The 21,617-nt window shown below is 56.8% G+C and carries 15 protein-coding genes and 5 pseudogenes; 12 read left to right on the top strand and 8 right to left on the bottom strand.

Features of this window, described 5'->3' with window-relative positions; genetic code table 11:
* Nucleotides 1-262: 262 nt before the first annotated feature.
* A complete protein-coding gene (locus EQW76_RS27085; protein WP_143123447.1) occupies nt 263-892 on the bottom strand; it encodes a recombinase family protein in 630 nt (209 codons plus the stop codon).
* Between the two features lie 840 nt (nt 893-1,732).
* Here EQW76_RS27085 and EQW76_RS27095 point away from each other — a divergent pair.
* Nucleotides 1,733-2,502 (top strand): annotated as a pseudogene (locus EQW76_RS27095) (SDR family NAD(P)-dependent oxidoreductase).
* A gap of 64 nt (nt 2,503-2,566) precedes the next feature.
* Here the strand turns inward: EQW76_RS27095 and EQW76_RS27100 are convergent.
* Nucleotides 2,567-2,947, bottom strand: coding sequence for a hypothetical protein (locus EQW76_RS27100; protein ID WP_142832383.1), 381 nt, complete (start codon nt 2,945-2,947; stop codon nt 2,567-2,569).
* Nucleotides 2,948-3,667: 720 nt separating this feature from the next.
* Between EQW76_RS27100 and EQW76_RS27105 the strand changes: the two genes are divergently transcribed.
* Nucleotides 3,668-4,360, top strand: a complete 693-nt coding sequence (locus tag EQW76_RS27105; protein ID WP_142832382.1) for a Crp/Fnr family transcriptional regulator — start codon at nt 3,668-3,670, stop codon at nt 4,358-4,360.
* A gap of 263 nt (nt 4,361-4,623) precedes the next feature.
* On the opposite strand, the pseudogene EQW76_RS30025 reads toward EQW76_RS27105, so the two are convergent.
* From EQW76_RS30025 to EQW76_RS27125, 3 genes and pseudogenes are all read right to left on the bottom strand, one after another.
* Nucleotides 4,624-4,815 (bottom strand): annotated as a pseudogene (locus EQW76_RS30025) (SDR family NAD(P)-dependent oxidoreductase); the annotation flags it as partial.
* A gap of 372 nt (nt 4,816-5,187) precedes the next feature.
* Complete coding sequence (locus tag EQW76_RS27120) at nt 5,188-6,471, bottom strand: HipA domain-containing protein (protein WP_143123448.1); 1,284 nt, start codon at nt 6,469-6,471, stop codon at nt 5,188-5,190.
* The gene (locus tag EQW76_RS27125) at nt 6,461-6,802 is read right to left on the bottom strand and encodes a helix-turn-helix domain-containing protein (protein ID WP_142832380.1); all 342 of its coding nucleotides are present in this window, start codon (nt 6,800-6,802) and stop codon (nt 6,461-6,463) included. The genes EQW76_RS27120 and EQW76_RS27125 overlap by 11 nt, the downstream gene beginning before the upstream one ends.
* 1,534 nt (nt 6,803-8,336) lie before the next feature.
* Between EQW76_RS27125 and EQW76_RS30275 the strand changes: the two genes are divergently transcribed.
* The 5 genes from EQW76_RS30275 (at nt 8,337) to EQW76_RS27150 (ending at nt 12,013) form a co-directional block, all read left to right on the top strand.
* Nucleotides 8,337-8,453: an SDR family oxidoreductase gene (locus tag EQW76_RS30275; protein WP_307877424.1), complete on the top strand. Its 117-nt coding sequence runs from the start codon at nt 8,337-8,339 to the stop codon at nt 8,451-8,453.
* Nucleotides 8,454-8,572: 119 nt separating this feature from the next.
* Nucleotides 8,573-8,740, top strand: a complete 168-nt coding sequence (locus tag EQW76_RS30280) for a hypothetical protein (RefSeq protein ID WP_307877425.1) — start codon at nt 8,573-8,575, stop codon at nt 8,738-8,740.
* Nucleotides 8,741-8,976: 236 nt separating this feature from the next.
* The gene (locus EQW76_RS27140; RefSeq protein WP_142832378.1) at nt 8,977-10,383 is read left to right on the top strand and encodes a histidine kinase dimerization/phosphoacceptor domain -containing protein; all 1,407 of its coding nucleotides are present in this window, start codon (nt 8,977-8,979) and stop codon (nt 10,381-10,383) included.
* Entirely contained in the window at nt 10,380-10,751 is a 372-nt protein-coding gene (locus EQW76_RS27145) for a response regulator (RefSeq protein WP_142832377.1), read from the top strand. Before EQW76_RS27140 ends, EQW76_RS27145 begins: the two co-directional genes overlap by 4 nt.
* Complete coding sequence (locus tag EQW76_RS27150; RefSeq protein WP_224153342.1) at nt 10,673-12,013, top strand: HWE histidine kinase domain-containing protein; 1,341 nt, start codon at nt 10,673-10,675, stop codon at nt 12,011-12,013. The genes EQW76_RS27145 and EQW76_RS27150 overlap by 79 nt, the downstream gene beginning before the upstream one ends.
* Before the next feature lie 19 nt (nt 12,014-12,032).
* Here EQW76_RS27150 and EQW76_RS27155 read toward each other — a convergent pair.
* From EQW76_RS27155 to EQW76_RS27165, 3 genes and pseudogenes are all read right to left on the bottom strand, one after another.
* Nucleotides 12,033-12,447 (bottom strand): annotated as a pseudogene (locus EQW76_RS27155) (SDR family oxidoreductase); the annotation flags it as partial.
* Nucleotides 12,399-13,061, bottom strand: coding sequence for a hypothetical protein (locus EQW76_RS27160; RefSeq protein WP_224129420.1), 663 nt, complete (start codon nt 13,059-13,061; stop codon nt 12,399-12,401). The gene EQW76_RS27160 and the pseudogene EQW76_RS27155, both read right to left, overlap by 49 nt.
* Nucleotides 13,058-14,440, bottom strand: a complete 1,383-nt coding sequence (locus tag EQW76_RS27165; protein WP_162854795.1) for a Fic family protein — start codon at nt 14,438-14,440, stop codon at nt 13,058-13,060. The genes EQW76_RS27160 and EQW76_RS27165 overlap by 4 nt, the downstream gene beginning before the upstream one ends.
* A gap of 607 nt (nt 14,441-15,047) precedes the next feature.
* Here EQW76_RS27165 and EQW76_RS27170 point away from each other — a divergent pair.
* The 5 genes and pseudogenes from EQW76_RS27170 to EQW76_RS27190 form a co-directional block, all read left to right on the top strand.
* Nucleotides 15,048-16,021: pseudogene (locus EQW76_RS27170) on the top strand (DUF932 domain-containing protein); the annotation flags it as partial.
* Nucleotides 16,022-16,753: 732 nt separating this feature from the next.
* A complete protein-coding gene (gene denD / locus EQW76_RS27175) occupies nt 16,754-17,722 on the top strand; it encodes a D-erythronate dehydrogenase (protein WP_142832376.1) in 969 nt (322 codons plus the stop codon).
* Between the two features lie 532 nt (nt 17,723-18,254).
* Nucleotides 18,255-18,569: a helix-turn-helix transcriptional regulator gene (locus EQW76_RS27180; protein ID WP_142832375.1), complete on the top strand. Its 315-nt coding sequence runs from the start codon at nt 18,255-18,257 to the stop codon at nt 18,567-18,569.
* A 1-nt stretch (nt 18,570) separates the two neighbouring features.
* The gene (locus tag EQW76_RS27185; RefSeq protein WP_142832374.1) at nt 18,571-19,842 is read left to right on the top strand and encodes a type II toxin-antitoxin system HipA family toxin; all 1,272 of its coding nucleotides are present in this window, start codon (nt 18,571-18,573) and stop codon (nt 19,840-19,842) included.
* Nucleotides 19,843-20,147: 305 nt separating this feature from the next.
* Nucleotides 20,148-20,747, top strand: a pseudogene (locus EQW76_RS27190) (IS3 family transposase); the annotation flags it as partial.
* Nucleotides 20,748-21,617: the final 870 nt, after the last annotated feature.

Genomic DNA, 21,617 nt, shown 5'->3' on the forward strand with positions numbered 1-21,617 from the left:
AAAAGGCAATTGCGCGAGACAGCCGCGCTGCGTCTTTCGCAACGCTATAGCGCAATTGCACCGATGATCCGGGGACGGGCAATAACCGGCGGTCACGACCAGGACATCAGGTGCGGCTTATTCCTACCTACTGCAGATGGTCCGGTCGGTGGAGCACGGGGATGCCATTTGCGACGGCACCGCCGCTGACACCTGCGCCGAAAGCCCGAATGGCGGACGCCCACAGTCCAAAGGCTTTGGCCTCAGCGGCAGCCGGGGACGGTCATTCGTCCACCGGCTCGGTCTTTATGCGTTTTGCCATTCGCGCGATTGTGGAGTTCGAGCATCGGACCTTATTCCGCACGCTCTCCCAGGTCCTCCCACTTCGAAGCATCGCTATGATCTCGTCGTTGCGCCGCGTGTTCTCCGGACGGCCACGATAACCACCGGCCGCCTTGGTAGCGGCGATACCTTGACGCTGAAGCCAGCGCTTATTTTCTTGCGCTTTACGCGCAACGGTGGCCAGGACGTCGAGAAGGGTGCTGTTGATCGCCTGATTCATAGGTCCCCAGAGCTCAGTCGGTTCCGCCGATCCGAAAGCCCACGTTGTCGGCAGGTCCGGAGATACCACGAGAACACCACGGGCGTTGATTTCGGAGCGCAACTGATCCCAGGTTTCGACGTTCAGACGGGTAAGACGGTCCAATTGGGCGATCAGGAGGATGTCGCCGGGCTTGCAGACTGCCAATAGGTGGAAAAGGCCCGGACAGTTGTATGTCGCGCCGCCCTCGGTCTCGACGCTGGTGGTGGCAATCGTCCAGTTTCGTTCGCCAGCAAACTTTGCCAGCATCTCTTGGACGTCTGTCACCTCGTTTTTACCAATGTTTTTTTGCAGGTAGGCATGTATGGCCATAAGACAGCTGCTCACGAGATGCTATTTTTGAAATGTAGTATATTTTTGGTCTCAAGAACGGGCGTTTCCCCTTTGTGTGTGGGAATAATATTTCGGGTCAGAAAGATACGCAATGGCCAAGAGCGGTACGATATGCTTTTATTGTCATAATTAGACGTGAAAGAGAGACGTTTAATGCTTTGAGCGATAAGGTGGGATGCGCTGAAACCATATACTGTTCTTATGCCGCCGGTACAATCGCACCGTGCCTCCAAACAGGCAGCGTCGTGCTGTTCTGCGATGCATGGCGTGCGACCGCGCAGAGCGGCTTGGACTTTGGCTGCCGACACCGTTCCTGAGACAGCGCTGCAGAAATGTAGATGGGGAGGGTAGCGAGATATTGAGTGATTGATCACGAAGCGATCGACCATTCATCTAAATGGCTTCGATCCGAGGCTGACTGGCGACGATCGGTCGGAGCTGGAGTTTCACGACAGGTCCGTGGTTCGTCATGGTTCGAGGCTAATGCCCGCCGCTTATGTCGTTGGAACGTCGACCGTGTCCTAGATAGGTCTGCCGCTAGCGCTGCAAAATTACATCCAATTGTCGCGCGCTATCGGCGTCGATCACGAGGCCTGTTATAAACCCAGCTTTCAAGATCGCGCGCGTGGCGTTCACCTTCGCAGTGCCCGCAGAGAGCAATATGATATCGCTTTTGAAAAGGTCCGAGAGGTTGGGTGCGCCCTGGCAAACGCATTGAGCCGCAGCCTCGCGAAATGGCACTCCACAACGAATTCTATCAGCAGTACCGGGTACACTATCCGGCGCTGAAATCGGTTCTCGAACAGGGAGGTACACGACATGGGTGATGCCGATTTCCGCCTCGACGGCAAGACGGCCGTTGTCACGGGGGCAGCGCGCGGCATCGGCCGGGCGATCGCCGAACGGCTGGCCGATGCTGGTGCCCGTGTCGTCATCGCCGACCTGGATCAGACGGAGGGCGACATTGTCGTCGGTGCGATCGTCAGGTCCGGAAGTGCGGCTGCCTTCGTCGCGCTCGACGTCACAAAAACCGCGATGGTCGCAGATGTCGTGGAAACAATCTATGCGCAGCATGGTTCTGTTGATGTGCTGGTCAACAATGCCGGTATTGTGCGCAATGCGCCGGCTCTCGACATGAGCCGAAACGACTGGCAGTCCGTGCTTGATATCAATCTCGGCGGTGTCTTCCATTGCGCCCAGGCGTTCGGGCGCCGCATGGTGGCTGCCGGGCGCGGCTCGATGGTCAACATCTCATCCATCTGTGGCGAGGTCACCGTCTTCCCCCAGCCGCAGGTATCCTACAACGCTGCCAAGGCCGGCGTGAATCTGTTGACCAAGTCGCTGGCGGTCGAATGGGCAAGGAGTGGCGTGCGCGTCAATGCCGTCGCACCCGGTTATGTCGCCACCGAGCTGACCTTGCGCGGCCGTAGCAACACGGAGTGGTTCGACACATGGATGCACATGACGCCGATGGGTCGCCTCGGCGAGCCGCGCGAATCGCCAATGTCGTTCTCTTTCTCGCCACTGACGCATCGAGTTACTTCACCGGCACGGTGCTGACCATCGATGGCGGCTATACAGCAATGTAGTCGCGCAGACCTAAGAAAATTTAGGGCCATGGCCTGATGTTCCCAGTCACTGGATCGCTTCTGATCAATTGTTTAGAGCGGCGATAAGCACGGCGTCGACGGCTCGCATCCCATCAAGCGCTACGACCGTCACGTTCGATTTGGGAAGCCTAACTCCGCTATGAAAAGCCGGTGACGCGTCCGTGTTGATGCAACACGAGAGCCACTGCACCAAGGACTGTGTCATCATTACCCAGAAACTTCCCATCCACGAAACGGGGTCTCGTTGTTTCAACCAGGTGGTCCGGCGGCTGGAGGGTGTGGCGCAAGAACTGCGCTCCATCGGCGTCAGGAAGGCTTCGCCGATTGCGACCAGCTGGCCAACTATGACGAACAGTGGTGGGTTGAGGATGGCGGCAGCGATGCCCATACCCCAGCCGGCCTTGTCCGCTGCATCGGCGATCAAGCGCCGCTATCCAAGCCGGCCATCCCTTGCGTGCTCGACAAATTCATCAATAGTGACGGGGTAGCCGTCAAATTCTTCAGCGTGCCGGACGAGTTGGTACCCGCCGACAAATGTCTGAAGACATGCGAGGCAGTGATGTCCAGACAGCAAGTCTGTTTTCTTATGCGAGCTGCGAGGTACGCGTCCCGCCAAAACGATCCGCTGCCGCAATCCGCGCGATGTTACACCACCGTCGGAAAGTTTGTTGCCTGATTTGAAGCGATGTTTTCAGCGATCGGCCGCCCGTCCATCCCGCCGAAATAGCTACTGCGTGCGCTGTTGTTTCAGGCTTCCCACACGATCCGCTCAGAGCGCTAGCTCATAGAGTAGATGGAGGATAACCTGCTGTTTAGATGATTGAACGGCATGTCGATTGACGCGCCGAGCTGGGCCGTCATCGTGTTTGCAAGAACCGTGAACGCTTGTTGGTGGGCGACATCGCCGCCAAATTTCTGGCTGCCTTGTCAGCCAGCCGCGGGTCAGTGCTGCTGTCGAACGAGTGACAGCTGGAACAACGCACAATGACACAACTTAAAGACTGAGTCGGGCCGGGCCTTTTCGGGGCGTTAAGGTGGCGTCCCTTTGCTTCACTATTGGTTTTCGCCTCGGTGCAGTAAGAGCGATCTTGTCAGAATGTCGTCACGAAACATATTTCTCCAGACCACCACGGAGAACCAAATAATGTTCAATCGTCTGATAGCCTTAATGGAAGAGCCGGACAGGAAAAGATTAGTCGCCAACTTCGAGCCAGTCGAACTCCCCAGGTTGTTCGAGATGGCGGAACCGAATAAAGCGGCAGAATACAGCTTTTTTCTGGAGTCGGGAATTGGATCTGTGGTGGCCGTCTCGCCAGCTGGACATGAGGTCGAAGTTGCGATCTTCGGCCGGGAAGGCATGTCGCCACCAAATAGTCTATTCGAGGACGACCAGGCCCCGTTCAAGGTCTTCATGCAGGTGGAGGGCAAGGGCAATCGAATATTGAACGACCATCTCTTTGAGGCGCTCGCCGCGAGTAGGGCACTTCGAAAGATTTTGAGTCGATACGCGCAGGCCCTTTTCGTCCAGACCAGTTTCACCGCACTGTCAAATACGACGCATTCCGTCGAAAGGCGGCTCGCTCGATGGCTTTTGATGGTGCATGACAGGACGGCTGGAAACGAGCTGCCTGTGACACACGAATTCCTAGGCGCAATGCTGAACGTAAGGCGGCAGAGCGTGACGACGTCTCTCCATCAGCTTGAGGGTGATCGCCTGGTCTACAGTTCGCGAGGCCTCGTAACGATCCGGGACCGCAAACGGCTTGAGGCGTTCGCAGGTGAGGCATACGGCCTTGCTGAGACCGAATTCTGTCGCTTGATAGGATCGATGGGCTAGCAACCCTACTCCACGATCAGCACTTTTCCACATTCCCGGCGCCTCTGTCCGCGGGCGGACGAACGGTTGCATCGGGCCTTCGTTGCGCTACGATCAAATGGTGACCGATGCAGGGGTGGAAAATGCGCCCAGATCCGTCCCGCGACCAAATAGAATTTGGCTTTCTAGATGTCGAAACACTGCAGGAGTGCCTTGAAGGATTTCTTTCCGGCGGTTGGTCTCGCGAGGCAGCAGGTAAAGAAGCCTCCAGCGTCAAGCTGAAGGTAGACGATCCCGGGAATGGTGGTCATTCCGCCCATCGACGTCACGTTGACGACAAAGCCACTAAGCCGTCAGCGAAAATGAGGCAGGAACGCCTTGGTGACTGAAACGGCACCGAAGACATTGACTTGGAACTGACGCGGCATTTCTACACAAGGCGATTCTTTAAGTGCTTCCTCACGGTCATATCCTGCAGCGACAGTCTGCCGGTTAGGAAGCCCCAAGGCTCAGGTCGATTGAGCGCATAGCCCTGCAAGACATCGACACCAAGATCGCGCAAGACATCAGCATGTTTAGGTGTTTCCGCGCCCTCCGCGACAACTTCAATCATAAGTGCGCGGGCGGATGGTATCGATCATTGCCAGGGAGAAACGTTCCTCTGCCGAGACGGCTCCGTTAACCGTGTCACCAAAAGGCGAGCAGGGCTTGGCTGAGGGCAAAATTCCACGAACTACAGTGGCCTTCCGTTTCGCGTGGCGGTTTTTTGATTCGCAGACATGAGGCACTTGTCTTGGATACTCACACCACAACGGGTATATCCGAAAACGAAGTCTGGGCCGCATTTCTCATTCGCCAAGCCTTGGGGCGCGGCCGTAGCCGTCGAAGGCATAGCCGTTGAGGATCTGGCGCCCCTCAAAAAAACGTCGCTCAATTGCCGTCATGCCAGCCTCCTCGCAGATTATTTGCCAGTTGGCGATGATTGCGGCGATCTGATCATCGATAATCGTGCGAGCTTGCGCCTTTGATAGCAAAAACGACGGCGCGACAGCCAAGACGTTCATCAACTTCGCAGCGCGACTTCCTCCAGAGACGATCATTGCTTGATTGGCTTCTGGTGTTCCCCGGCGTTGCGGGGCGATATCATATGCGGGCGTCAAGTTGAGTGTCTTCCCATCCCAGAAGGCTGCATGATTTCTTGCATGGTCATCGGTGTTTCCAACGAGAATGTTGAAGCAAAGTCTCGAGAAAAGTTCGGTCAGGTTTTCCAATGGATCGGAAAACCGAGCTCGAATGATCTCCGCGAGCATCTGATACGAGATATGATGGGCAGCGAGTTCATTCTCCTGTGTCCATGTCAGGGCGGAGACCATTGCACGCCTCCGCCATGACGTTTCGACGGAAATGCGGTCGAACCGTTCGACGAGAAGGACATCGCGATCCAAGACTCTATCTATTTCTACCGGCGCCACGGACATACCAGCACATGCTGCCAGGCGCATGGTTGCAAATTCCGCCTTGACCATCGCGAATGTGTCATTCGTGGCCGAGAATTTAGCGATCAGCTTCCTTGGTTTCCCCGCCTGGTGGTCGCTGATGAGCGCCTTTGGGCGCGCACCGCCGATCGAGCTGCCATGAAGGATGGCACGGTGCAAGCCTTCGGGGACCGGTTCCCCGGCTTCCACCTTATCGGCGAAACTCTGCAACTCCGTCAGCGTCGCATGGTCACCCTCGCGAGCAATGTGCTCCGTCGCACTCTCCTGAAAATCCAGCGCACCGATTCTGTCTGAACCGGAATGGCGCATGAATGTCATCTCGCCGAAGGCGTCCTCGTCGATCGCGTCCTGCTTCAGTCCCGACAATTCATTGACTATAACGCGCCGGCCCCATCGGTCAGGCAATGCGTCGCGCAGGGATGGTGCGAGAAAATGATCGGCCGGAGGTTCGATGACGCCCGCGCCGAGCGGCAGGTCGAGATCAAAAATGGCGATTGCCTTTTTTCTCTCCAGGTAGCTGCGACCATAGTTGAAGAAATAGCGATCCCTCTCACGGACTACGCGCCCCACGACGACTGGCTCGATTTCTCCCGGCAACCATATCCAGACGTAAAGTTCGCTGGGATCAGAAATCATCTTTCAGCTCCGGCTTTTGATGTCGGACACGTGCTGGCAGAAGCTCGAGTTTTGTCTTAGTTTCCGAAAGCCGGGCTTTCGTCTCAAAGGGGCCTCCGAACAAGGCCAACCCAACCATCGTCGCTGCTTCGAAGATGTATCCGACTGCAACGGTTGGCTTGCCGGCTTCGATCGCGCGGATCGTCAGCCGCGAACATCCGGTTCGTTTGGCGAGATCGGCCTCTGTCCAGCCGCGAAGCTTTCGAGCTGCCTGAATCTCGGACGCAAGCAATTGCAACGCTGATCGACTCGTTAGCGAAAGTGACAAAAAGGAATTCGCATTCTCTGCCATGGCATACACAAGTGACGTTAATATCTACTTTAGGATATATCACATCGGAGAATAATGGCAAATATGCCGGCAGTTTTGTCTATTTTAGAAGCTATTGTAAACGACAATGTCTACTAAAATAGACAAACATTGAGATGGCGGTCAATGGGCGCCAAGACAGACGTGAATGTGGTGCATTTCGCTGAATTGCCAACCGAAGAACGTACATCGCGTGAGTACGGGACACCCCTGGACGAGAGTTTCATACACCGCTTCTTGAAAGCAACCGCGGCCCCGGCCAAAAACCGACAATGTTTCAGTTGACATCCGTAGCTGCATACAAATCAAGCTGCGCCGTCGTCGCCAGTCAAAGCAATCGGTGCAACTTTAACTGCCTGCAGCTCCTGTTAAGCCGGTTGCATCCCAACGTTGCACCATTAAGAGTTTACGCATAAATTGTAGTACAGATCAACGTATCCGGTGAACCGTATGAGTGCTTTTTTAAGGGCTTGTGGTTCATTCAAAGACATCGGCCACCTTGCATGTAATTGGCGGGTCGGATCGATTCTTTAGATTGCTGTACCACTAACGATATTACCTCGGCTGTCATCCAGACCGGCGGGTGTTCAGGATCGTCATATCTATTCTTATAATGGAGGATGAAAGTGTCCTTCGACCTACGCAGATCCTCAATTAGCTTCAAGAAGGCCTGAGCATATCGGTCTGCTCGGTGATAGAGGCCAGGATCAAGATAGCTGTGCGGCCCGTATTTCATCGCGACGTGATGCGCCCAACCGCCTCGCAAAGACACTTCGATTCTCTCGATCGCATCCATCACGAGTAGTCGAAGGCGCCTATCGAGAATGTGTATCTCCAACACATCGTCGAAGGATGTTGTATATCAAAACCTATGTTCGCCAGTCGCGTGTGGGATACCCTCGAACGGAAGCCAGTAGTACCGTAGCGGGTAGTAGCTTATGTGCTGGAGCAATGGGCTGCGTCGCCTAGATCCGGAACGGCCATTCCCCTTGCTTCGAGCCAGGCAATTTGATCGGGAATAGAAACGGATGGCTTTTAAAACTTCATACCATCTCATAGGCGGATTCGAAACCGCCAGAAAACAAAAAACCCGCTGGGGTGCGAAGTTTCGAAACCGAGGTTCCGTCCGAGGCGTAGCGGGTGTTGTTGATCATTGATATGGAGCACTCCTATTAAGAATGCAACAATGGCTGGGCAAAAAAGTACCCATTTTTGCCCGAACCGGACCAAGTCACGGATCAGAATCACGATTTTTTGGACATGCGGGCTCGCAAAAATCATGCATACCATTACCTCGGCAAATTCCGAGTTTTAACGACGTAAAGCATCGAAAGAGCCAGCGCCACGGGCGCACAAAAAGAAGAGCATTGGTAGGTACATAGCAATTCGCGCAGGTGACTTTCGGTTCGTATCCTATCAAGGCGAAAAGCTGTCTAACCTGTCGGCGACATCGCCGTCGAGACGCTCGACGAAGTCATGCGGGTGGGGCCGGGTTGTCAATATCTCGAGTCTCACGGTGCTCGGCGACGTTGAGCGGACGAGTTACGCCACAGCCAAGGCAGCACTTGTCAGCTTCACCCGGAGTTGGGCGCTGGAACTCGCTATGGACGGCATCACCGTCAATGCAATTTAGCCTGGACCCACGGAGACCGAATTGTTCCGTACAAATAACCCTATCGGAAGCAACGGTGAAGCGCGATACCTATCAGCGATTCCTATGGGCCGCTTCGGCAGGCCGAGGAAGTAGCCGGCGTGATCGGTTTCCTGCTCTCCGACGATGCCGCGTTCATCACCGGACAGACCTTGCATGTCGACGGCGGGGCTTCGATCGGGAGGTCAGCAATTTGGAACGTGCGGCCGGCGCTAAGACTGAAGCCAGGCCGATCACGGCGGATATCGCCAGGAGAAAATTCCCTATGACGACCGCCGAGGGATGGTCCCCTCGAAAGCAAAAGACGAAGAAGGTTGAGCCGTCTGTCGGATCGCTTATATTCACGTACGAGACCATCGCTGTTTGACAGGTCCAGGTACTTCAACACAGAGCCTTACGACTTGCCCTCCGAGATCGCCGCTCTATTTCCGGGAGCGGTTTATTGAAAGGACTTCAACGCCTGATGGTCTGTCATGACGGAAAAGAATCTTGGGTGCCGCTCTAAATGTCCATGTCCAACACGAATTTCGCGGCCATCCTCAAAGGAATGCCTCAGCCATATCTGGTTCTCGACACCGACCTCATGATCGTCGGAGCCAGCGACGCATACCTGGCGCTGACAGACCGCAGCCTGGCCGATATCGTCGGTCAGAATATCCTGGTGGCATTCCCCGAAAACCCCGATGCAGCGGGGACTGTCGAGCAGGGACCGCTCGAAGTTTCTCTGCGCCACGTCATAGAGACCGGCAAGCCGCATGAGATGGCGGTCATCCAGTATGACATCCCCCAACCTGACGGGCGATTCACGCAGAAGTTCTGGACCCCTGTCCACACTCCGGTCCTCGGTGACGACGGCGAGATCGAATACATCATCCAGAATCCCATGGACGTCACCGAGAGCGTCCTGAAGGCCAAGGAGACTGACGCCCGTCTTCGCGTAGCGCTCCACGCCGCCGACCTCGCTAGTTGGGAATACGAACCGGAGACCGATATCTGGAGGCGCAGCCATTCGGTCGACGTGATCTTTGGTTTCGAGCCCGGCGAGGGCGGCCCCGTCGCGGCGCCGTTCTTTGCCAGGATGCACCCCGACGACCTGCTCTCCACGAAGAAGGTCGTCGCCGACGTGATGGAGTGCCCGGATAGAACGGCGATGAAGTTCGATTACCGTATCCTCCTGCCGTCCGGGGAAGTGCGGCACGTCACGTCGAGAGGCGAGGTTTTGCGAACCTCAACGGGAAAGGTACGCATGATCGGTGTCCTGATGGATGTCACCGCAGACCGTCTCAGAGAGGCCGAATTGAGCGCCGCCCTCGCCGCACAGGGGGAGCTGATCGAGCAGAAGGAACTTCTTCTCGCCGAGGTCAACCACCGCGTGAAGAACAGCCTTCAGCTGGTTATCAGCACATTGCGTTTGCAGGCGCGAAAACTACGGGACCCTGCCACGAACGAAGCCTTCGCCCGGGCGATTTCGCGCGTCCGAGCCATCATATCCGTACACGAACGGCTCTATCGAAACCATAATTCGCTCAGCGTGGACATGGCTGACCACTTGTCAAAGCTCTGCCTTGATCTCGTGGGCGACGGGCCCAAGGCGATCATCGTCGATGCCGACGCGTTGGAGCTGCCCACCGAACGCGCTATACCGATATCGGTCATCGTCAACGAGCTTCTGGCCGGGGCGTTGAGAGGGGCCGACGAGCAAAATCCGATTACCGTTTCACTGAAGACCACTGCCGAAGGTCGGATAGAACTAACGGTGTCGGGGTCGGACGTGGCCTCGCCAATGGGGTCCGACGAACTGGGGGGTAGACTGATAGCCACCATGGCTTCCCAGCTCGGCGGTGTTGTCGCAGAGGCCAATGCTCCTGATGGCTATCGCTTCATGCTGGCCTTCGAGGGAAACGACAGATGACGGCTTTGCGGGTTATGATTGTCGAGGATGAGATGCTGTTGGCGCTCGACCTCGAAGACATGCTGCTGGATGCTGGCTATACGGTGGTAGGCCAGGCCTCCGACATGCCCCAGGCGCTAGCTATCGCCGAAAGCGTGGACGGAGGGATCGACGTCGCCATCATGGACATCAACCTGGCGCGTGGGTCGAACGGCGTCGCTACGGCCGCCGCGCTGAGGCAGAGGTGGAACATCCCGTCTCTGTTCGTCAGCGGGAACCTCGACGAACGAACCCGGCATATGGCGATGCAGTGGCAGCCGATCGGCTTTGTTGGCAAGCCGTATTCGGAGCGCGAGGTGCTGGCGGTCATCAGGACGGCGGCGGGCTGAATCCTACCCCGATATTCGTCGCTTTACATCGTGCGTTGGTATATCAATCCCATGGAGACCTGAGTTTGTCAGGCCAAGGAAATCCCTCGTTGAAAAATCTCGAAGTCGACTTCCCCGAAGAACGTCGGCTCGCCGCGTTGTATTCCTATGACGTTCTGGACACGGAACCGGAGAAGGATTTCGATGACATTGCAAAGATCGCGTCGCGTTTGTGCGGCACACCGATTGCCGCCGTCAACCTGATCGGGGATCGGCGGCAGTTTTTCAAGGCCGAGGTCGGGTTGGGGGTGAGGTCCACCCCGTTCGACAGCTCGTTCTGTGCCAAAGCGATCCTCGAGAACGACTTTCTGATGGTTCCGGATGCGACCAAGGACAAGCGTTTCGACTGCAATCCTCTGGTGACAGGCGAGCCGCATCTTCGCTTCTACGCTGGCGCGATCCTCAAGACGGAAGACGAACTCCCTATCGGTACAGTATGCGTTCTCGGGTACGAGCCGATGGTCCTCGACGAGTTGCAGCAGGACACACTCCGTCTGCTCGCGCGGCAGGTCATGGCACAGCTTGAACTGCGTAAGGCCCTGCGCGAGAAATCGGAAGAGGCGGAGGTTCAACGCAGTTTGAGCGAACAAATGCTCGCACAAACGAGAGCCATGGCACAGGCGGAGGAAGAGCGAAAGTTTCTCACCGCCGAACTCAGTCATCGCATGAAGAACACGTTGTCGATGGTGCTGGCGATCGCTGCCCAGGCATTGAAAGACGTGACTGAGCGCGATGCGGTCGATGCGTTTACGGGTCGGCTTCAGGCTCTCAGCAGGGCACATGACGTGCTGCTTCGGGAGAATTGGTCGTCGGCCGAGATCGGTGACGTGATGCTCAGCGTGCTCACCCTTCACGCCGACGGGACGCGTCGGGACCTAGACGGCCCGAAGGTTACGCTTGGTCCCAAGGCCGGATTATCGCTCTCCCTTCTCCTCCACGAACTGGCCACCAACGCCATCAAGTACGGAGCTCTTTCGAACGGGTCGGGCCGGGTTTCTGTGAAGTGGTCGGTCGATGATCTTGACGGTGTCCCGACCCTGTCGATGGTTTGGACCGAAAGCGGCGGGCCGGAGATATCTGAGCCGATCAGGCGCGGGTTCGGCTCGAGGCTGATCCGCATGGGGATCGCGGGGACGGGACACGCCGAGAAGTCCTATCTCCCTTCGGGGTTCACCGCGACGTTCAGCGCGCCGATGGCAGCAGTACAAGATATCGGCTCGTAGTTCGGCTAGGCCTCGACAATCAAAGGCATAGCCACATGCCGCCATCAAGTCGCAGGTTCGCTCCCGTGATATAGCTGCCGCGTGGACTAACGAGGAAGGCGATGGCTTCGGCGATCTCCTCAAGTGTTCCAACCCTTCCCATGGGGACTTAGGCAAACATCGGCAGCACTATTTTCTCGATTTCGGTCCATGGTGCGTCCAGCGCAAGGCCTTGCGCGGCGGCTACCTTGCGGAAGCCTTCGTCTAGCCTGCCGCTTTTAATTGTTCCGGGCGATACCGTGTTGGCTGTGATGCCATCCATCGCAACCTCCTTCGCCAAAGAGGCTGTCATCGCAATCCATCGCGGCCTTTGCGGCACCATAGTCGGGTCTTTTCGCAGGAGTCATCAATGCCGCCATGCTGGATATGTTGATAATTCTTCCCCATTGGGCAGCAGTCGAGCGGTCATCCTTACTGCCGATCGGAAATCGCCGTGTAACTTGATTTCCGCAGGCCAGCGCTCGCCGTTGATTACGTCTCGCGCGAGATCGGGAGCGTCGAGCGCGACGGTGGTCAGATGCCCCGTCCCGTCATAGACCTTGGCACATGCATCGGCGACAAGCGGATCAAAGTTTGTGGTCCATACGATTTTGGTGCGGCTTGCTCTCATGAAGGTCGCCAGAGCCATGTGGCCGTAAGACGGTTTTGCACCGGCGAGTTTGGCCGCGATGTACGTCCTGCGGTCGTTTTCGCTTGGATAGGCCGCTTCGAACAACGCCGCATATTCATCGGGAGCCCCTGTTGGTGGAAACCGATCGAGGCCGTCCATAAAGCTCTGCAATGAGCGACGGACCGCCGGATTTGCCAGGTCGGCTACGGTTTTTGGCGAGACGCGACGTTGACTTACATAAATTTGCTGTTTGAATTCCCAGATCATGTCCCAAGCCGTGGGAATACCGGCCGCGGCAGACGCTCCAGCCCCAAGTAGCCACAGTAGGCCACCTGGCCGCATTGAAAATCGGCGTGCGAAGTCGTCGGCGGCGATAATCGGGTAAGAGCTGTCGGTCATTCCGCCTCCCAGACTTTGCGCCAGTCTGCGAACTCCGAGGGTCGGATCTGATAGCGCGCAAAATTGCCTTCATGCAGTCCCGTTACTTCGGCTTCGGTAATCTCGATGAAGCGCCGACGATCGGCGGGATCGACTTTCTCTGCCGCCCAAGCTGCGATGCGTTGGGCGATCTCCTTACGTCGGGTGCACCCTCGGATGAGGGTCGCGACGAGCGCGCGCAATTCGGCGCGATAGCGAAGCCTGAATGGATCGGGCTCGCCCAGCGATTGGCGAACAGCGGCATAGCGCGCAGCCGAGCGTTCATAGGCCCACAAGAAGAGGTCCTTGAGCAGATCCATCTGATTTAGCTCGTAAACACCGAGTACCGCCTCTGTGTAGGCTTGCCGTGGTACGTCGTCAAAGGAGAGCGGCGAGAGGTTATGCTTGATAAACGGGATGTTCGCGGCAAGGCGGGAAACGCGCTTGTTCACATCGTCAAAGGGCTGAAGATAGGGCAATTGCACCATAACGAAAAATGCTTGCTCGAACGGGTCGGTGATGGCGTCGGCAGTGGCCAGGATCTGATCGAAATATTCCTCAATGAGCGGCGGCACTTCCAGAGGGTGGAACGCTGACCGCTCAATTCCGACCGCTATGTAGCGTAACCTTCCCACAGCTGATGGATCGACAAGCAGGTTATTGGCTAGCAGACCATGTAGATTGAGAATCGTGTAGCGGTTGAAGCCGATGTCATCGGCTGCGCTGACCAGGAACTCGATTGCGTCCTTGTGGTTGAGGATCATCTGCGCTTCGAGATGGGCTCGGCCCTCGGCTTCTTCACCGAGTTCAATGAGGCGCTTGGTGTCGAGCAGCGAATAGGTATTGCCCTCAAGCCGGCTCGAGTTCCAGGCAAGGTCGATCAGAAGCCTGCTCAAGATATGCTTGGCATAGGTTCCTGCTGGCTGCTCTGCGACCTGTAGCCGCCCGACCGACGTCAGATGGAGGCGCTCGGATTGGGTCAAATAAAAGGTAACGTTCGGGCGGTAGCTGTTGAGAAACTCGCGATTGTAACCGACCGGCTTACGGGCTTCGGACGGCTGTCGAACATAATCGCGCACTGATTTGGCTGCATCGGCAAGTGTAATGTCGAAAACCCTGTCCTCGCCAGGTGATGGAGGGGACGAAGCGTGGTCGGGCAGGCGATATTTTGCCCAGCGGCCTTCGCCCTCCATAATCAAGCGATCATCCGATACCAGCCGTTTCAGCCGGTATTGCAGGGTGCGTTGGGGGATAGGCGTTTGCAGAGCGCGAAGAATCTCTGATGCTGGAATAGCACCTGTGTGCTGGCTTACGATCTCTTCGATCGCAGCAAATGCGTCCTCAGGAATTTGGTTCGCCACGATTCGTTGCTTTTCTTGCGCCTAACGGAGTAGGCGCAAGAATGCCCAGATACGCGCAAATATCAAGTCTATGCGCAATCATAGTTGCGCTTATCCGGCGGAATCTTCGTTAGCATAACGTCATAAACCTGAAGCGCGTTGCGACCCTGTCCGTCACCGCCGTCGGTGAGAACATGATCGACTGCGCGTGTTGAGATGAAACGCATCCGCCAGCGTGGCCATAGGGCCGGACTGGCGACTCGCGCGAAAGCCTTCGTCCTTGCCGGCAAATGTCCCTGGCTCGGAAAATGTGGAAGCGTCGTTTCTCGTTTCGTCGCTAAAAACTCGGGCAGGCGGGGCAATAACGGCAAGGGGAGAACGCAGGCCTGGAGAAATGCTCTTGCGGTCGGTTGCGACTTTACGTGCTGACCCCATGCAGCTTTGGTTCTCAATGTCGCCGGAGGACCGAAGTTTATCCAAGGACGTTGTGCCGGCTTCATGTCTTTGGCTTCTCCATTTGTCCGTTTCGGTCGTGCGCTATCCCTCCAGAGTAAGAGGCGGCGTCTCACTTCGTGGACGTGGGAGGGCCGAGAGAGAGGCTTCCGGCACCCGTCCTGGAGTAGATCCTATGAACATTCAGGTACTGGACACCCCCCGTGATCAGAGTGGTGGCTTCAAGGTTGATCAGAGCCGTGGCCGACAGGTCGGTCGCGTCTCATCCGAATGGTATTCCCGCCCTCATGACGAGCGCTTCCTGTCGCTTGGCGAACTGGCTCGGATGGAGCGTGATCGTGCCGAACGCAGCCGGACCCGCGTTGTGCAAAGCGCGCTCATCCATGTCGAGGCGAGCCGCACCAATCCCGAGCGCCTGGAGTTGATCCTTCCCGGTGCAGACGCGCCCATCGCGCCGACGCACTGGAGTCTTGGACAGCTCGCTGCCCAGGTCGGTGCGCCGGCCGCCTATTTGCGCCAACTCCCCGCCGCGCTCGCCGGGATCAATCTGCAATACCGTCTGACCTCGCATCGGGCCGAGCAGATCAAGACGCTCGAAACCGATGGTGGTCGCGTCGAGCTGCGGGCGTCAACCGGTGTCGATTACGGTCGCATCTACGATCACGAACTCGTCGAAGCGGTTCAGCGCATCGCCGGCAATGGCACCGGTTACACGCGCTGGAAGGTGCCGGGTGTGCTCGACTGGTCGACCGGGATCTATAATCCGCGCGTCAATATCACCAAGGACACCACCACGCCTATGCCAGCGACCGCGACGTGTTCCTGTTCCTCGTCGACGATCTGAACCCCATCGAGGCTGGCGAGCTGCCCGGTGGGTCGCCCGACCTGTTCTTCCGAGGATTCTATGCCTGGAACAGCGAGGTTGGTGCCAAAACGCTCGGCATGGCGAGCTTCTACCTTCGAGCGGTCTGCCAGAACCGCAATCTATGGGGCGTGGAGGATTTCGAAGAGATCACCATCCGTCACAGCAAATATGCCGCCTCCCGTTTCGCCCATGAGGCCGCCCCGGCGCTGCAGAATTTCGCCAATTCCTCGCCAGTGCCCTTCGTCAACGGGATCAAGGCGGCGCGCAAACGGATCGTGGCGCGCCCACTGGCGCAGGCGGGCTTGGCGCAATCGTCGCCCTTCCTCTCGATGATTTTTTCAGACCGGACTTTGTCCTAGCGGCCCATAACGTTGAGATTGGCAGCACACGCTTGCGTTCGTAATTAACGTAGGGATCCCCGCCCGGATAATTGTCGCGTAACGCGGCAAAGAGCGCGCGGGAATCCGAGAAGAGCGCCCGAGACAGCGCGCGTGATGTGGCCCACATCGCGGCTACAACGTCGACGGACAATAAGGCGTAGGTATCGGTCATCAACTACCTGACGGAAGGTAGAGGCGGCAATCACCAAGGAAACACCTTTGAATTCTTTCCAATCGCAGCCCTCTTGCTGCCATGCTCCAGACCACAACCCCCAGTCCCCAAGATTTAATTTCGTACGAATTCCGATGCAATGTCTTCTCGTGCAATCGTCTAGGGCAAGCTTGGCGACTCGCGACCGCGAAATGAAGCTGGAATGTCGACAAACGGGAACCGTGGGCGATATTGTCGCTGTGGATTGCGTTTGCCAAGTTGTCGCTGAGGAAAAAGTACTTTAGAAAAGTAGCGGCAGCCCCGGCGGGGATAAGCGCAAACTGAGTTTGCGCGGGGCAGTAGACATTAGAGCTCGTGAGAAAACGCGCGTGTACGTGTCACTTTCACCACTAAGATGTGCATGGGCGATGGGCAAAGAGCTACGACCCGTTGCCGAACATGATACTTTATATGGGAGTGTAGTCATGCGTATTGCCATCCTGGGAGCAGCTGGAATGCTCGGGCGAAGACTGACCGAGCGCCTTGCGGCCGAAGGAGAGCTTGCTGGAAAGGCCATCACGGCGTTTACCCTTCACGATATTGTGCCGGCGGCGCGTGTAAACGGTAACTTTAACGTCGATGTTCTGACGTCTGACTTTTCGGACCAAGGAGAGGCAGAGCGTATCCTGTTGTATCGTCCTGACGTGATCTTTCATCTTGCTGCGGTGGTATCGGGAGAGGCGGAAGCCGACCTCGAGAAAGGCTACCGGGTCAACTTAGAGGGGACCCGCGCGCTACTCAATGCCGTTCGCACGATCGGACAAGATTACCGACCGCGTTTCGTGTTCACATCCTCGATTGCGGTTTTCGGCGCACCACTTCCGGATGTCATTCCAGATGATTATCTCCCGCGTCCCCTATCAAGCTATGGCGCACAAAAGGCGATGGGGGAGCTTCTCGTCGCCGACTATGCCAGGCGCGGGATCATAGATGGCTTGAGTATACGCCTCCCGACGATTTGCGTGCGACCCGGTAAACCCAATAAGGCGGCGTCGAGTTTCTATTCGAGCATCATCCGCGAGCCCCTGAACGGCGAAGAAGCCGTCCTCCCCGTATCGCGCGACATTCGCCATTGGTTCGCTTCACCGCGGAAGGCGGTAGATTTCCTCATCAGGGCCGCAGAGGTTGCGGGCCCGGACCTCACTGTCCGGGCGTTGACGATGCCTGGCGTCTCAGCGTCGGTGGAAGACCAAATCGAAGCCTTGCGGAAGGTTGCCGGTGACGATGCAGTGGCCCTCATTCGCGAAGAGCCCGATCCGGCGATTCACATGATTGTCAGCTCCTGGCCCAAATCCTTTGACGCACGCCTCGCTCTGGATCTTTGCTTTGTCCCAGATGCCAGTTTCGATGAGATCGTTCAGATCTATTGCCGTGATGAACTCAAGTGCGGCTGACACACAGTGTTGGCCCTATCCGCATAGCAGAGGTACTTCGGCCGAGCCGCTTTGCTATAGACTTTGCCGCCAGAAATTACGAACGCAAAATCGTGATCCATGTATTCACTCCCAGCAGCTCCGGTATAATTTCTCTCCATATCGGCGATTTTCGGTTCCCCACGCTGTAAACCAAGACGTTCGGCTCAGGACATTTTAATTTGCTTGCGGCAGCATATTCTTTTCGGACCCAGATTTGGGTAGATAGCCAAGAGATTATAGCCTCTATCCTGACTATTCCTCGCGTGAAAAATGGCTCATTTTTCCGGTGTTAGGTAGCAACTGCCACCGACAATCTCATCGACTTCCTTGGGATCGTCTTAGAGCGTGCGAGCCGCTCCATGACCTGACCAACATGGCCGACAAGTAGTATTGTGGAATGCATGAGGCCGTGTCGGAATCCGTTCAAATGACGGAATGAGCGATAGCTCTTGTATTCGCCCAAAAGAACATATTTTTTCATAAAATCACCCTAAAGAGGAAATATAAGTTCATGTCAAAGAACTCCGCGTCGCTTGAGATCCTGACTGACGCGACATTGGTTGCGCTGGAGACGCTTGGCTCTCACCTGCGCATCGCCCGCGAGCGCAGAGGAGACAGTCTGAAGACTATGGCTACACGAATGGGGACTTCTATCCCCACGTTGCGCAGGATGGAGGCGGGCGATGCAAGGGTGTCTATAGGTGTTTATGCTGTGGCGCTTTGGATTTTTGGAAAGTCCGAAAAGCTTTCCGAGCTTCTCGAGCCTGGCGAGGACGAGTACGCCATAATGATCGACGTGAACCGGGCAAGCCGAAAGAGAGGGTAGCATGGGCGACTTCCGAGGAAATTCTCTTGCGGTCTGGTATCTTGAAAATCCGCTCGATCCGCGCCTTGTTGGGCAGGTGAAGCTTGAGGCGAGCAATCGGAGATGCCTTCTTGAACTGGATGACGAGTGGAGGCGTTCGGGATTTCCTCTGTCTCCAGACCTCACCCTTGACAAGAAGGTGCATGCCCCCTTGAAGGACATGGTGGCTCCTGGAGCAATCGAAGACGCCATGCCGGATCGCTGGGGTGAGCGCATGATCAGGGTCGTCTCGCGCCCATCGCGCATGAGTCCTCTCGACAAGCTCTGGTATGCGGGCGACCGGCGTTTTGGTGCGCTTGGGATGTCTTCCAGCTTCGACGAGTATCGCCCTGTCAACGAACAGCCACTGATGAGTGTGGATTCCCTCCAAGAGGCGGAGGCACTATTTGCACGCGTCCTTGAACGTGAACCTCTCACCGAACGTGAAAGGCAACTCATTGCGAGCGCCGGCAGCATGGGCGGTGCCCATCCCAAGATGCTAATCGAAGACGATGCAGGAGAGTGGATCGCCAAATTTCCGCGTGGCAGCAACGTGGATCAACTCCTTGTCGAGCATGCCTGCATGGAATTGGGCCGCCGAGCTGGCCTACATGTCGCGTCGTCACGGGTTATTCCCGGCGGGATCGACCATATTCTGATGGTTCGTCGGTTTGACCGTGTAGACGACCAGCGCGTGCATGCCGTTTCAGCGCGCACGCTGCTGTCTCCGGAGGCGGACGATAGTTATGCCACCATTGCTGCGATCATCCGGCGGCATGGCGTTCCCGACCGCATTCATTGCATGCAGCGTGAACTGTTCCGCAGAATGGCATTCAACATCATGATAGACAATACTGATGATCATACGAAGAACCATGCCTTTCTTCATGCCGAAGATGGATGGCTGCTGTCGCTGGCTTTCGACATTCCGACCCAGATGAGCGGTCTCGGCCAGCAGGCGATCCAGATCTCCTCGAGTCCGAAGTTCCGGAACGACTTTAGCATCGCACACGCCGTGGCGGCAGCGCCGCACTTCGGCATGTCCAAAGAGGATGCCCGGCACGAATGGAACCAGATGGCCGGATGGATAGGAAGATGGCGTGACATCTTTTCAGAATGCGGTGTCACAGAGGGCGACATCGACTACCTTGGCGACATCTTGGATTCACCGGCGATACTCGAGCATCGCCGGGAGGCAATTGAGCCGTCGGATATCGGTTCATCGGATGATCCGGACGACGGATGTCGTCCCTAGGCTGGCGCTCTCGCGGGCTTCACTTGGTGGCATTTGCTACCTAATTTCGCATTTTTCGGCGTTCGCGATTGCCTTTACCAATGACAGGATTTTCCAGCGAACGTGCTCGTTGACAATCTGGGCAAAGGACTTGTTGAGATCGAGACCTTCGATAGTACCCACAAAATGGAATAATTCGTCTTTCTCGCTAAGCGGCTTTCCGATTATAGGCTCACTTACTTCGAAGAAATGAGACACGGGAACAGAGCTGGCTCGGGAAATCTGCACAGTGGGATAAGTGGAATTTTTGCCTGACTTCGGCTTAGATGTCGGGAACAGGAGAGACCATTACAAGACGACCGCGCCGGAACCATAGCCCGGCTTTCAAGGCAAAGGTGGCGCTCGCCGCCATCCGAGGCGAGCAGACGCTGGTGGAATTATCCCAACAGTTCGACGTGCACGCCACCCAAATCAAGCAGTGGAAAGACCAGCTCCTTGAGGGGGCGACAGGAGTTTTCGGTGATGAAGCTAAGGCGGAACCGGCGGGTCCAACCGGCGATGTCAAAACACTACACGCCAAGATCGGCGAGCTGACACTGGAGAACGATTTTTTTATCCGGTGCGCTTGGCAAGGCGGGATTGCTGGGCGGAAAGAAATGATCGACCGCGAGCACAAACTTTCCGTGTCACGCCAGGCAAAGCTTTTCGGCTTCAGCCGTGGCAGCGTCTATTATCGTTCTCGTCCGGTGTGTGACGGTGATCTGGCCCTTATGCGCCGGATCGACGAACTGCATCTCGATCACCCGTTTGCCGGAAGTCGGATGTTGCAAGGGCTCTTGAGAGGAGAAGGGCTGGAAGCTGGGCGGCTGCACATCGCCACGCTGATGAAGAAGATGGGCATCGAGGCGATCTATCGCCGCCCAAACTGCGGACAAAAGGTGAGCACCAGCGGCCGCACCAGTGACAATGATGCCCCAGAATGCCGGTCGGCAATCCTTCAAGGATCGCAGGCTCGGTCAAAGGCGGCGTGTCAGCAGGGTCGGATGCCTCGTTCGGTGTCGTCACCGAAGCCACTATCACATCAACATCGGCATCGCTGGCGAGTGAACCATGGTGCGTCACTTTATTGTGGCGGGCCCGATATCGGCGGCTGCGGGCTGCATGAGCAAAGCGGCCCTTCCGGCTCGTCTGATAACGCCTGGCGACATCCCGACGCCGCTCGGCACGGGCGACACGCGCGCAGCCTCCGGCGCAATAAATCTGTCCGCGGTCGCAGCATCGGCAGATCAGCACTTGTCCCCGGCAACGCTCGCACAGAAAAAAGCGTCCAGTATCGTGTTCATCTGCTCCATGGCAGCTGCCATGACATGGACGTGAAGCCCCGTCTGCGCCATAATAACCCGGCATTCGTGTTCCGCACGGTGTAGGGCGCGCCGCCGGGTAGAATTAGCCGTTCAGTCGGCGCTGTGCCTGCCTTCATCGATCATCACGAAGATTACGGCAGGCGCAGCGCCTGTACCAGTCCTCACCCCCATCACCAGAAACCCCTCCGGTATACTTCTCGACGGCCTGGCCCTGACTTGCCTGCGCGCAGGCAAGTCAGGGCCAGGCAATCCGTCGAACGTCTACTCCGAAGTCACGAAAAACCGCCATGGGCGGCTCGGCACCGAATACCCGCACTTCTCAACGAACGTTCACAACTGCAGGGTAAATATCATGATCTGGAGCTGAGCCGCCGAGCTGCGGATTTCGCTAAATCGGGACAGCGGTTTCAGCAAGTCGCGGACAAGCGTTTC

The sequence above is a fragment of the Rhizobium sp. rho-13.1 genome, assembly GCF_007000305.1.
Taxonomy (GTDB): Bacteria; Pseudomonadota; Alphaproteobacteria; order Rhizobiales; family Rhizobiaceae; genus Rhizobium; species Rhizobium rhododendri.

Coding starts and splice junctions, on each gene's coding strand:
- EQW76_RS27085 (WP_143123447.1), bottom strand. CDS start 892: ATGGCCATACATGCCTACCTGCAAAAAAACATTGGTAAAAACGAGGTG.
- EQW76_RS27105 (WP_142832382.1), top strand. CDS start 3,668: ATGTTCAATCGTCTGATAGCCTTAATGGAAGAGCCGGACAGGAAAAGA.
- EQW76_RS27120 (WP_143123448.1), bottom strand. CDS start 6,471: ATGATTTCTGATCCCAGCGAACTTTACGTCTGGATATGGTTGCCGGGA.
- EQW76_RS27125 (WP_142832380.1), bottom strand. CDS start 6,802: ATGGCAGAGAATGCGAATTCCTTTTTGTCACTTTCGCTAACGAGTCGA.
- EQW76_RS27140 (WP_142832378.1), top strand. CDS start 8,977: ATGTCCATGTCCAACACGAATTTCGCGGCCATCCTCAAAGGAATGCCT.
- EQW76_RS27145 (WP_142832377.1), top strand. CDS start 10,380: ATGACGGCTTTGCGGGTTATGATTGTCGAGGATGAGATGCTGTTGGCG.
- EQW76_RS27160 (WP_224129420.1), bottom strand. CDS start 13,061: ATGACCGACAGCTCTTACCCGATTATCGCCGCCGACGACTTCGCACGC.
- denD (WP_142832376.1), top strand. CDS start 16,754: ATGCGTATTGCCATCCTGGGAGCAGCTGGAATGCTCGGGCGAAGACTG.
- EQW76_RS27180 (WP_142832375.1), top strand. CDS start 18,255: ATGTCAAAGAACTCCGCGTCGCTTGAGATCCTGACTGACGCGACATTG.
- EQW76_RS27185 (WP_142832374.1), top strand. CDS start 18,571: ATGGGCGACTTCCGAGGAAATTCTCTTGCGGTCTGGTATCTTGAAAAT.